The 11964-nt window shown below is 70.5% G+C and carries 12 protein-coding genes; 8 read left to right on the top strand and 4 right to left on the bottom strand.

Translation table 11 applies throughout. From position 1 onward, the window contains the following. The 4 genes from sucB to lipB all read left to right on the top strand — a co-directional run. On the top strand, positions 1-824 hold an 824-nt coding region (gene sucB, locus E1293_RS37315), incomplete at its 5' end, for a 2-oxoglutarate dehydrogenase, E2 component, dihydrolipoamide succinyltransferase (RefSeq protein ID WP_132203238.1). A 124-nt stretch (positions 825-948) separates the two neighbouring features. Then, complete coding sequence (locus E1293_RS37310; protein ID WP_132203236.1) at positions 949-1836, top strand: TIGR01777 family oxidoreductase; 888 nt, start codon at positions 949-951, stop codon at positions 1834-1836. Positions 1837-1921: 85 nt separating this feature from the next. Further along, on the top strand, positions 1922-2659 hold the full coding sequence (locus E1293_RS37305) for a Type 1 glutamine amidotransferase-like domain-containing protein (RefSeq protein ID WP_132203234.1): 738 nt from the start codon (positions 1922-1924) through the stop codon (positions 2657-2659). Between the two features lie 38 nt (positions 2660-2697). Continuing rightward, positions 2698-3405, top strand: coding sequence for a lipoyl(octanoyl) transferase LipB (gene lipB, locus E1293_RS37300; protein ID WP_243717118.1), 708 nt, complete (start codon positions 2698-2700; stop codon positions 3403-3405). On the opposite strand, the gene E1293_RS37295 is transcribed toward lipB, so the two are convergent. After that, positions 3387-3851, bottom strand: a complete 465-nt coding sequence (locus E1293_RS37295) for a DUF1877 family protein (RefSeq protein WP_243717116.1) — start codon at positions 3849-3851, stop codon at positions 3387-3389. The two genes, lipB and E1293_RS37295, sit on opposite strands and share 19 nt — an antisense overlap. Positions 3852-4107: 256 nt before the next feature. Between E1293_RS37295 and lipA the strand changes: the two genes are divergently transcribed. Beyond that, the gene (gene lipA / locus E1293_RS37290) at positions 4108-5037 is read left to right on the top strand and encodes a lipoyl synthase (protein ID WP_132203230.1); all 930 of its coding nucleotides are present in this window, start codon (positions 4108-4110) and stop codon (positions 5035-5037) included. Between the two features lie 36 nt (positions 5038-5073). After that, the gene (locus tag E1293_RS37285) at positions 5074-5769 is read left to right on the top strand and encodes a DUF4191 domain-containing protein (protein ID WP_132203228.1); all 696 of its coding nucleotides are present in this window, start codon (positions 5074-5076) and stop codon (positions 5767-5769) included. Between the two features lie 48 nt (positions 5770-5817). On the opposite strand, the gene E1293_RS37280 is transcribed toward E1293_RS37285, so the two are convergent. Continuing rightward, on the bottom strand, positions 5818-6297 hold the full coding sequence (locus E1293_RS37280; RefSeq protein WP_132203226.1) for an RDD family protein: 480 nt from the start codon (positions 6295-6297) through the stop codon (positions 5818-5820). Between the two features lie 158 nt (positions 6298-6455). On the opposite strand from E1293_RS37280, the gene glnA reads away from it, so the two are divergent. Both glnA and E1293_RS37270 read left to right on the top strand, forming a co-directional pair. Further along, entirely contained in the window at positions 6456-7880 is a 1425-nt protein-coding gene (glnA, locus tag E1293_RS37275) for a type I glutamate--ammonia ligase (RefSeq protein WP_132203224.1), read from the top strand. Between the two features lie 122 nt (positions 7881-8002). Beyond that, on the top strand, positions 8003-9139 hold the full coding sequence (locus E1293_RS37270) for a Fic family protein (protein WP_132203222.1): 1137 nt from the start codon (positions 8003-8005) through the stop codon (positions 9137-9139). Between the two features lie 22 nt (positions 9140-9161). Here E1293_RS37270 and E1293_RS37265 read toward each other — a convergent pair whose 3' ends face one another. Both E1293_RS37265 and tnpB read right to left on the bottom strand, forming a co-directional pair. After that, on the bottom strand, positions 9162-10088 hold the full coding sequence (locus tag E1293_RS37265) for a rhomboid family intramembrane serine protease (protein ID WP_132203220.1): 927 nt from the start codon (positions 10086-10088) through the stop codon (positions 9162-9164). Then, a complete protein-coding gene (gene tnpB / locus E1293_RS37260) occupies positions 10030-11916 on the bottom strand; it encodes an IS607 family element RNA-guided endonuclease TnpB (RefSeq protein WP_132203218.1) in 1887 nt (628 codons plus the stop codon). Before tnpB ends, E1293_RS37265 begins: the two co-directional genes overlap by 59 nt. Positions 11917-11964 lie beyond the last annotated feature (48 nt).

Below are 11964 nucleotides of genomic sequence, written 5' to 3'. Positions count from 1 at the left end.
CCGCGGCCCCGCCCGCCGCGGCTCCGGCTCCCGCGCAGGCCCCCGCGGGCCGGCACGCCGCCCCGGCGCCCGCCGCCGCCCCGGCCGAGCAGCTGGCGCTGCGCGGCCGGACCGAGAAGATGTCCCGGATGCGGCAGACGATCGCCCGCCGCATGGTCGAGTCGCTGCAGGTGTCCGCGCAGCTCACCACCGTGGTGGAGGTGGACATCACCAAGATCGCGCGGCTGCGGGAGCAGGCCAAGGCCGACTTCCAGGCCCGCGAGGGCGTCAAGCTGTCGTTCATGCCCTTCTTCGCGCTGGCGACGGTCGAGGCGCTCAAGGCGCACCCGAAGCTGAACGCGGTCATCAACGGCGAGACCAACGAGGTCACCTACCACGAGGTCGAGAACCTCAGCATCGCCGTGGACGTGCCCGAGCGCGGCCTGATGGTCCCGGTCGTGCACAACGCGGGCCAGCTGAACCTGGGCGGCCTCGCGCAGCGGATCGCCGACATCGCCGAGCGCACCCGCATCAACAAGGTGAGCCCGGACGAGCTGGCGGGCGGCACGTTCACGCTGACCAACACCGGCAGCCGCGGCGCGCTGTTCGACACCCCGATCCTCAACCAGCCGCAGGTCGGCATGCTCGGCACGGGCGCCGTCGTGAAGCGCCCGGCCGTCATCGACGACCCGGAGCTGGGCGAGGTCATCGCGGTCCGGTCGATGGTCTACCTGGCGCTGACCTACGACCACCGCCTGATCGACGGCGCGGACGCGGCCCGCTTCCTCGCCACGCTCAAGCACCGCCTGGAGGAGGGCAACTTCGAGGCCGAACTCGGCCTCTGACCCCTTCCGCCCCACTCGGGACCCCGCCGCGCCGCAGGCCGGCGGGGTCCCGGGCGTCCGGGGAAACGCGGGACGGGCTGAGAATCTCACCAATCGGCGGCTTGATCGTCCTAGGCTGGGTGGCATGAGGGTCACCGTCACGGGTTCGTCGGGCCTCATCGGCTCGGCGCTGGTGCAGTCGCTGCGGGAGGACGGCCACGAGGTCGTCCGGCTGGTGCGGCAGGCACCGTCCAGACCCGACGAGGCGCAGTGGTCGCCCGCCGACGGGTGCGTCGACAAGGGCGCGCTGGAGGGCGCGGACGCCGTCGTGCACCTGGCGGGCGCCGGGGTCGGCGACCGGCCGTGGACGAAGGCGTACAAGCGGAAGGTCTACGACAGCCGGGTGGCCGGCACCCGGACGCTGTGCGAGGCGATCGCCGCGGCGGACCCGCGGCCCCGCGTGCTGGTATGCGGGTCGGCGATCGGCTACTACGGCGACACCGGCGGCCGGGAGGTCGACGAGAAGTCCCCCGCCGGGCAGGGGTTCCTGGCCGCGCTCGTCCGCGACTGGGAGGCCGCCGCCAGGCCCGCGGGCGAGGCCGGGGTCCGGGTCGTCCACCCGCGGACCGGTGTCGTCCTCTCCCGCGAGGGCGGCATCCTCGGGCGCACCCTGCCGCTGTTCAGGCTCGGCCTCGGCGGCCGCCTCGGCGACGGCGCGCAGTGGACGAGCTGGATCTCTTTGCACGACCAGGTCGCGGCGCTGCGGTTCCTCCTCGACCACGAGACCGCCGGGCCGGTCAACCTGACCGCGCCGAACCCGGTGACCAACGACGCCTACACCAAGGCCCTCGGCCGCGTCCTGCACCGGCCGGCGCGGCTGGCCGTCCCGGCGTTCGCGCTGCGGGCGGCGCTGCGCGGCTTCGCCGACGAGGGCCCGCTGGTCAGCCAGCGCGTCCTGCCGCACCGGCTGGCCGACGCCGGGTTCCGGTTCGCGCACGAGGACGTCGAGTCGGCCCTCGCCGCCGTCCTGTGAGCCCCAAGAATCGTCAAAGTCCCACCCGCTCCCGTTCAGTAGTCATACGGTGACAATCGGACAGCTTGACCTATGAGGGGGATGAATGAGCACCGACGGACAGCCGCACATCCTCGCGATCGGCGGGGGCACGTTCGTCCCTGACGACCGGGACGGGCTCGCGCCGAGCCCGCTGCTGCGCTACGCGTTCGACCTGACCGGGCAGGACCGGCCGCGCGTCTGCCTCATCGCGACGGCCATGGGCGACGGCCTCCAGCCCGTCCTCCGCTCCTACGCCGCGTTCTCCTCCATGGACGCCGAGGTCAGCCACCTGGCGCTGTTCCCGATGCCGAACGTCGCCGACATGCGGGCGCACCTGCTCACCCAGGACCTCGTCTACGTGGGCGGCGGGAGCGTCGCGAACCTCCTCGCCCTGTGGCGGCTGCACGGCCTCGACGAGATCCTGCGGGAGGCATGGCAGGAGGGCGTCGTGCTCGCCGGGCAGAGCGCGGGCGCACTGTGCTGGCACGTCGGCGGCAACACCGACTCCTTCGGGCCGCAGCTCCGCCCGCTCACCGACGGGCTCGGCTTCCTGCCGTACTCGTGCGGCGTCCACTACGACAGCGACCCGCAGCGGCGCCCGCTGCTGCAGCAGCTCGTCGGCGAGGGGACGCTGCCGGGCGGCTACGCGGCGGACGAGTCCGTGGCGCTGCACTACGTCGGCACCGAGTTCGTCCAGGCCGTCTCCTACCGGCGGGACGCGGGCGCCTACCGCATCGAGCCGGACGCCCCGGGAACGGCGAAGGAGACCCGGCTGGAGCCCCGCCTGCTCGCCGCCCTCTGACGCGCGAACCGGGGCGCCCACGGCATAAGCTGGCTCGCGTGAGCGATGTGGACGTACGCGAGCTTGTGGTGGTGCACGCGGGGTTCGGCACGGCGGCCGTCCCCTACCCGGACGGGTGGGAGCTTCAGAAGCGCACCCACGCGCTGCGGGTGGACGACGCGATCCCCGACACCGTCCTGCTGCTGGAGCACGAGCCGGTCTACACGGCCGGCAAGCGGACCGAGGCGCTCGACCGCCCGTTCGGCGACCCCGGCGCCCCGGTCGTGGACGTCGACCGCGGCGGCAAGATCACCTGGCACGGCCCGGGGCAGCTCACCGGCTACCCGATCATCCGGCTGCCCGACCCGGTGGACGTCGTCGGCTACGTGCGGCTGCTGGAGCGGATGATGATGGACGTCTGCGCCGAGCTCGGCCTGCCGACCGTCACCGTGGAGGGGCACAGCGGGCTGTGGGTGGCCGGCACGCCCAACCGCAAGATCGGCTCGATCGGGATCCGGGTGGCGCGCGGCGTGGCGATGCACGGCTTCATGCTGAACTGCGACACCGACATGGGCTGGTTCGACAAGATCGTCCCCTGCGGGATCCGGGACGTCGGGTCGACCAGCCTCAGCCGGGAGCTCGGCCGGGACGTCACGGTCGCCGAGGTCGTCCCGCTCGTCGAACGGCACCTCGCGGCGGCGCTGGGCGCGGCGGAGACCCTCCACCGCACCACGGCGCAGCTAGGGGTTCAGGCCATCACCTTGTAGACGGCCTGGCCCTCGGTGGCGGCGATCCGGAAGAACTCCGTCAGCCCCTGGTAGGCGGCCTTGAGGACCTTGTCGCGGGCGGCGCCGTCCAGCCGCTTCGCGTCCTGGACGCCGGCCTTGTCCATCGCCGCCGGGTCGTAGCGCCCGGCGACCTGCGCGAACGGCGTCGCGGCCAGGTGGTCGGCGGTCGGCTTCACCCGGTCGGGGGCCAGGTAGATGACGTCCATGCCCAGCTCGTCGGCGCCGTCCTCGGTGAGGAGGCGGCCGCCGCACACGACGTCGGCCTCGGGCTGCCGCCCGTCCCACGGATCGCCGGTGACGAGGTAGTGCATCGCCTGCCAGGACCAGCCGAGCTCGAACAGCTCCGCCGCGCCGCGCCGGCGCCAGTTCGCGTCACCGAAGATGTGGCGGGCGATCCGGCCTGGATCGGGCTCTCCCTCCAGCACCGGCGGCACCCGAAGGTACGACATTGCCAGACCCACTGCGGTCCTCCTGCTGATGCTGTTGCATGGCGACAGGGAGTCACCCTAGAGAGATCCGTTGTCGGGCATGGCCGAAACACGCGAATCGGCTACACGATCGGAGTACCGTCATTCGTTCGAGATCGCTCCGATACGGCTTTGAGGCCAGGTCCCGGCCGCCGGGCGCAGGGGCCCGCCGCCGGTGCACCGGCACCGTAGATCGCGACGTACCCTGGAACGCGTGACGACGGTGACACCAGAGGGGCGCAAGCTGCTGCGCGTCGAGGCGCGCAACAGCGAGACCCCCATCGAGCGCAAGCCCGAGTGGATCAAGACGCGGCTGAAGATGGGCCCGCAGTACCGGGAGCTCACTGGCCTGGTGAAATCCGAGGGCCTGCACACGGTGTGCCAGGAGGCCGGCTGCCCCAACATCTACGAATGCTGGGAGGACCGCGAGGCCACGTTCCTCATCGGCGGCGACCAGTGCACCCGGCGCTGCGACTTCTGCCAGATCGACACCGGCAAGCCGGCCGCCCTCGACCGGGACGAGCCGCGCCGCGTCGCCGAGTCCGTCGCCACGATGGGCCTGAAGTACGCGACCATCACCGGTGTAGCGCGTGACGACCTCGAGGACGGCGGCGCCTGGCTGTACGCCGAGACCGTCCGGCGGATCCACGCGGCGATCCCCGGCTGCGGCGTCGAGCTGCTGATCCCGGACTTCAACGCCGTCCCGGAGCAGCTCGCCGAGGTCTTCTCGTCCCGGCCCGAGGTGCTGGCGCACAACGTGGAGACCGTCCCGCGGATCTTCAAGCGGATCCGGCCGGGGTTCCGGTACGAGCGCTCCCTCGACGTGATCACCCGCGCCCGTGAGGACGGCCTGGTCACCAAGTCGAACCTGATCCTCGGCATGGGCGAGACCCGCGAGGAGGTCTCCCAGGCGCTGCGCGACCTGCACGCGGCCGGCTGCGAGCTGATCACGATCACCCAGTACCTGCGGCCGAGCCCCCGCCACCACCCGGTGGAGCGGTGGGTGAAGCCGGAGGAGTTCGTGGAGCTGTCGGCCGAGGCCGAGGAGATCGGCTTCGCCGGCGTCATGTCCGGCCCGCTGGTGCGTTCCAGCTACCGCGCCGGGCGTCTGTACAAGCAGGCGATCTCCGCACGGGAGGCGTGACCCCGCTACCGCCCCGACCCGACTATCCTTGGATCTATGTCGAAAAAGCCCACGGACGGGGCCCAGGAGAGTCCAGGGCGCCTCAAACAGATCCGCATGGTCGCCCAGGTGCTCCGCCAGGCCGACCCGAAGGCCCTGCCGATCGTGTTCGCCTCCGCGATCGGGACGCTGGTCGTCGTCATCCTCATCGGGCTGTTCCTCGGCCAGCTGTGGTTCTTCATCCCGCTGGGCGTCCTCGCCGGGCTCGCCGTCGGCATGATCGTCTTCGGCCAGCTGGCGCAGCGCGCGCAGTACAAGGTGATCGCCGGGCAGCCGGGCGCGGCCGCGGCGATCCTGAAGAACATGCGCGGCAACTGGTCGGTCACCGAGGCGGTCAGCGGCAACCGGAACCTCGACATGGTGCACCGCGCGGTGGGACGCGCCGGCGTGGTGCTCGTCTCGGAGGGCCCGCGCAACCGGGTCGGCCAGCTGCTCGGCGCGGAGAAGAAGCGCATCTCCCGGGCCGCCCAGCAGGTGCCGATCTATGACGTGCAGGTCGGGGACGACGAGGGCCAGATCCCGGTCGACAAGCTGCAGCGGCACCTGATGAAGCTGCCCCGCAACCTGAACAAGGCGCAGGTCGCGGAGCTGAACGACCGCCTGCAGGCCCTCCCCCGCTCGATGCAGATGCCGAAGGGCCCGATGCCCCGCGGCGCAAAGATGCCGAAGGGCCCGAAGCCCAAGATGCGCTGACGCCCGATGAGGAAAGGCGCCCCCTCGGGGGCGCTTTCTCGTTTCCGGCTAGATGCTGACGACGACGGTGTTGCTCGCCCGGTCGTGCATGCCCCGGTAGTCGCGGTCCCAGATCAGCGCGGGGATGAACAGCAGGAGCAGCAGGGTCCGGGCGAGGCCCCAGCCGAGGCCGACGGGACGGCCGTCCAGCCGGGCGACCCTGATGCCGCACAGCCGCTTGCCGATCGTCGTGCCGAGGAACGCGGTGAGCACCCACGCCTGCAGCCCGAAGACGGCGAGGGTCACCAGGCTGCGCTCCGCCGGCTCCCAGCCGAACGACCGCGCCAGCAGGCTCGCCACCAGCATCGACAGGCCCCAGTCGACGAACAGCGCGATGAGCCGCCGGCCGTAGGGCGCGACGGAGCCGCTGCCGGTCTCCGGCAACCCGATCCGCGTGCCGGGCTCACCCAGGTCGACGCCGGCCGAGCGCGCCCCGCCGAGCCATGTCTGCGTCCACCGCGGCCCGGCCGCCGGCTCCTTACCGCTCATGGCTTCTACGCTATCCCGTCCCCCGCGAGGTTCCGACGCGGCTCCCCCGGGCAGGCCCGGAGTGACGCGTAACACAGCGGAAACATACGAGACACGGCCGGGAAACGGCGCACGCCTAGCTTTCTAGAAGCCAAGAACCGCCCCTATGAGGAGGCTGGATGTTCAGCAGCGCCGATGAGGTCCTGAGCTACATCAGGAACGAAGGTGTGCGTTTCGTCGACTGCCGGTTCGTGGACCTGCCGGGCAAGATGCAGCACTTCACGTTCCCCGTCGAGAGCTTCGGCGAGAGCGTCTTCACCGAGGGGCTGATGTTCGACGGCTCGTCCGTCCGCGGGTTCCAGGAGATCCACGAGTCGGACATGCTCCTGCTGCCCGACGCCTCGACCGCCGTCGTCGACCCGTTCCGGCAGCACAAGACCCTGAACCTGAACTTCTTCGTGCACGACCCGCTGACGGGCGAGCCCTACAGCCGCGACCCGCGCAACGTGGCGAAGAAGGCGCAGGACTACCTGCGCGGCACCGGCATCGCCGACACCTGCTACTTCGGCCCCGAGGCCGAGTTCTACATCTTCGACGACGTCCGCTTCGAGACGAAGCAGAACGCCGGCTACTACTACCTCGACTCGGTCGAGGGCGCCTGGAACACCGGCCGCGAGGAGCCCGGCGGCAACCTCGGCGCCAAGCCCCCGTACAAGGGCGGCTACTTCCCCGTCCCGCCGATGGACCACTACACCGACCTGCGCTCGGAGATGGTCGCGCAGCTCCTCGACGTCGGCATCCACGTCGAGATGCAGCACCACGAGGTCGGCACCGCCGGCCAGGCCGAGATCGACTTCCGCTTCGACACGCTGCTGAAGACGGCCGACCAGCTCCAGCTCTACAAGTACATCGTCAAGAACGTCGCGCGCGCCGCCGGCAAGACCGTCACGTTCATGCCGAAGCCGATCTTCGGTGACAACGGCTCCGGCATGCACTGCCACCAGTCCCTGTGGAAGGACGGCGCGCCGCTCTTCTACGACGAGGTCGGCTACGCGGGCCTGTCCGACAACGCCCGCTACTACATCGGCGGCCTGCTGCGGCACGCGCCGTCCCTGCTGGCCTTCACGAACCCGACGGTGAACAGCTACCACCGCCTCGTCCCCGGCTTCGAGGCCCCGGTCAACCTGGTCTACTCCCAGCGCAACCGGTCGGCGTGCATCCGCATCCCGATCACCGGCTCGAACCCGAAGGCCAAGCGCGTCGAGTTCCGCGTCCCGGACCCGTCCTGCAACCCCTACCTGGCGTTCTCCGCCATGCTCATGGCCGGCCTGGACGGCATCAAGAACAAGATCGAGCCCGCGGAGCCGGTCGACAAGGACCTCTACGAGCTCCCGCCCGAGGAGGCCCGCGCGATCCCGCAGGTCCCCGGCTCCCTGCCCGAGGTGCTCGCGGCCCTGGAGTCCGACCACGACTACCTCCTCGAAGGCGGCGTCTTCACCCCGGACCTCATCGAGACCTGGATCACGATGAAGAACGAGTTCGAGATCGACCCGATCCGCCTCCGCCCCCACCCCCACGAGTTCGAGCTGTACTACGACATCTGACCGTCCGACAGAGTGCGCTGGCCGTCATCCACCGGCCAGCGCACTCTTCTGTGAGGCTGGTCAGGTCGCGGCCAGGATCGTCCATGTTGACGTGGTGATTACGTCAGACTATCATGCCGTCCATGCTTTATCCGACCCCGGCGCTCACCTCGGCGGACGAGAGCGTCCTCAGTGAGATCGAGAGGATGCGAGAGGCTCTCCGCCACCAGGTGCGAGGCACGCCCGCGAAGCGGACGGAGGGGTTGCGGAAGCACCTCACCGCCGACGCCGTCGCGGCCTCCAACTCCATCGAGGGATTCAAGGTCGCCACCGTCGACGTGGAGGATCTGATGGAAGGCGAGCGAGATGTCGAGGTCTCCGAGGAGAATCGCGAAGAGACCCTCGCCTACCAGCGGATGATGACCTACATCCAGACATTGCACGATGTCGAGGACTTCCGTTACAGCAAGGGGCTCCTCAACGCACTGCACTGGATGCTCCAAGGTCACCGCCATACCCCTCGCAAACCCGCCGGCCAGTGGCGCCGCGGCCCTGTCTACGTCGCCGACGCCCGCGACCCCAGCATCGCCGCGTACACCGGCCCGGACGCCGACACGGTCCCAGGGCTCATGGAGGAACTGGCGGACTGGCTCAACACCGACAACGGCGCCCACCCCCTGATCCGCGCCGCCATGGCCCATCTTCATCTGGTCTCCATCCACCCGTGGGCAGACGGCAACGGCAGGATGTCGCGCTCGCTCCAGACACTGATGATCGCCCGAGAAGGCGTCCTGGCCCCCGAGTTCTCCGCTGTCGAGGCTTGGCTCGGACGTCCCGGCAACACCTGGGAGTACTACCGCGAACTCACCCGGCGTGGCGCCCACTATGTCCCCGACCAGGACGTCTCCGACTGGATCCGGTTCAACCTCACCGCCTATCACCAGCAGGCCCAGACGGTGCGGGGCCGAATAGACCGAGCCGGGAAGGTCTGGCGGGCCTTGTCCCGTTTCGCGGAACGGACCGGCCGCGACGAGCGCAGCATCACCGCGTTGCACGACGTCGCCATGGCCGGACGTGTCCGCCGCCTGCGCTACGAGCACGCCGAAAGCCTCAGCCTCCAGCAGGCCCAACGCGACCTCCGCGACCTCGTCGCGGCCGAAGTCCTGGCCTCGGTCGGACGCACCCGGGCCCGCTACTACACGGCCGGTCCCCGCTTCCCCGAGGAAGCATTGGAGATCGCGAACACCCCCATGACCCTGACCGATCCGTACGCCATATGAGCGTCCGTGCCGGTCGGCGGGGTCAGAGGAGGGTGCCGCCGAGTTCTGAGGTCTTGACGATCACCAGTACGGCCAGAAGCACCAGCATGGCCGCGGCGGCGCCTGCCTGGACGAGTACGCGCCGCTTCCGTGGGGCGTAGGCGAAGGCCAGTGCGATCGCGCCGCCCGCCAGGAGGCCGCCCAGGTGGCCCTGCCATGAGGTGAACCCGGCCGCGATGACCAGCCAGATCAGCGAGAACAGGACCAGCCGGTTGGCCTCGTACATGTTCTGACCGAGCCTGCGCATGAAGATCCAGTAGGCCGCCGTCAGCCCGAAGATCGCCCCCGACGCGCCCACCGCGTTCATCCCCGGGTCGACCAGGTAGCCGAGCACCGAACCGCCGAGGGCCGCCAAGAGGTAGAGGGCGAGGAAGCGTCCCCGTCCCAGCATCTCCTCGGTCGGCCGTCCGAGCCGCCACAGCCACCACATGTTGAAGATGATGTGGGCGATCCCGAAGCCGCCCTCCGTGGGCAGCAGATGTACGAACGCCGACGTGACCAGCCGGTACCACTCGCCGTACGCGACACCGGCGTTCTCGAACCCGCCGTAGTCGTTGCCGTCCGCCACGAAGATGCCGCCGTCCGGACCGATGAGCCCGATGCCCAGCGATCCGAGCCTGTCAGCCAGATCGGGCTTGGCCAGCTCCCCCAGGTAGACCAGCACATTGATGGCGATCAGGACATACGTCACCCACGGCGTGACCGAGACCTTGCCGCCGAAGACCGTACGAGCCTGCCGCACCGTCTTGTTGCCCTCGCGGACGCACTCGGTGCACTGGTGCCCCACCGACGCCGCCCGCATGCAGTCCGGGCAGATGTACCGATCGCACCGCGTGCAGCGCACATACGTCTCACGCTTGGGATGCCGATAGCACGCGGGAGTCTCCTCCCGCTCCTCCGTCGCCGTCATGATCACCCTCTCCAAAGGCGCGCGTGATCATACCGACAACCCGTTCACGGAGGTTTAGTGTTCCTCGGTGATTCGCCCGTTGCCGGGCGAAGGTCCCCGTCTTGCCCGGGCGGGCGAGGTTGAGGGCGGCGTTCTCGTCGCGGTCGAGTTCAAGGCCGCAGTGCTCGCACAGGTAGGTGCGGATCCGGAGGGGCAGTTTGGGTTTCACCGCGCCGCATCCGGAACACCTCTTGCTTGACGGAAACCATCGGTCGGCCACAACCAGTTGGCCGCCGTTCCATCCGGTCTTGTAGCCGAGTTGGCGCCGGATCTCCCCGAACCCGGCATCGGAGAGCGCACGCGCCAGGCGCCGGTTCCGGACCATGCCCGCAACGTTCAGATCCTCCACGACGACCGTGCCGTACTCGCGGGCCAGGCCGGTCGTGAGCTTGTGGATCGCGTCCCGGCGCTGCGCGGCCACGTGGTGGTCGATCCGGTTGTGGGCGGCGTTCGCGTGCAGCCACCGGTTCGACGGCGCCTTCCCCGTGCGTCGGTCCGGGCCCTGCTTGCGGGACAGAGCGCGGGATGCGCGGCGCAGCTTACCGAGCGCGGTCGCGAGGTGGCGCGGGTTGTCGGCGGGTGGGCGGCCGTCGGAGAACACCGCCAGGTGCTTGACCCCGAGGTCGACGCCGATCGCCGCGTCCGGTCGCGCCTGGGTCCGGTCGGCGCGTTCGACGTCGCAGGTGAACGACACCAACCACCGGCCCGCCTCACGGCGGACGGTCGCCGACAGGATCCGCGCGGTCCCGGCCGCGATACGGCGGTGCAGCTTCCGCGTCGACTCGTGCGTCTTGATCGCCCCCAGGCGCGGCAGGGTGAGGTGCCTGCGGTCGTCCTCGACGCGGATGGTTCCGGTGGTGAACCGGACCGAGGGCACCGTGCGGCGCCGCGACTTGAACCGGGGGAACCCCATCTGCCGTCCAGTGCGTTTGCCGGTGCGGGAGTCGGCCCAGTTCTTCAGCGCGTCCGCCAACTGGGTGAGGCCGGACGCGTACGCCTCTTTGGAGCATTCGGCCCACCATGGCGCGACCTGGTGTTTGGCGCGGTTCCAGTCCTTGCGGAGCGAGTACATCGACCACGACACCACAGGGGTCAGGTCCTCGCCGGTGATGCCGTAGGAGCGTTCGGCCGCCCGCTGGTCCATGGTGGCCTTCACGCGGGCCAGGCCCCAGTTGTAGGCGACTCGCGCCGCACCGGCGTGGCGGAGCAGGGCGCGTTCCTGGGCGGGGGTGGGGTCGAGCGCGTACCGGTACGCCTGGGCGAGCGCGTAGACGTCGGACAGGATCGCGTTCGCCGTCCGGCGGTCCTCGCCCTCGGCCGCTCGCGCGGCGATGCGGGCGTCGCGGACCAGGGCGGGGAGGATCCGCCCGACATCGGTGCGGTGGGTGGCCGAGCCGTGCCACAGGCACCATGCCTGCGCGACGCGGGCCGCGAGGGACGGCACGGCTACCCCGGTCTCGGGGACGGTGAGCAGGGGCGCCCGCACGGCCTCGCGGACTGCCGGGATCGCGGCGTGCGGGATGCGGGAGAACGAGGCGAGGGGGCTGGAGCCCGCGTCGCCGATGTCCATGTCGGTGCCGGCGAGTTGCGCGACGTCGCCCACGCCCAGCGGCTCGGCCAGCCTGACCAGGATGGGCAGCCGGGGTGGAAGGCGGCGTCCGTTCTCAATGCCCTTGAGCCAGGACGCGGACCTGCCGACGAGCCCGGCGAGAGTGGGGCGCGTCAGGCCCCTGTGCTCGCGGAGCACCTGGATGCGCTCCCCGGTCCGTTTGCCCGCCAGATCGTCCATGGCTTCCGGGCTAGGCGTGGGGGTGGTGGAAATCCCAGGGGTCGGGGT

The sequence above is a fragment of the Actinomadura darangshiensis genome (assembly GCF_004349235.1).
Taxonomy (GTDB): domain Bacteria; phylum Actinomycetota; class Actinomycetes; order Streptosporangiales; family Streptosporangiaceae; genus Spirillospora; species Spirillospora darangshiensis.
Note: the sequence above shows the minus strand (reverse complement) of the source record. Positions and strands in the feature narration are given on the sequence as shown.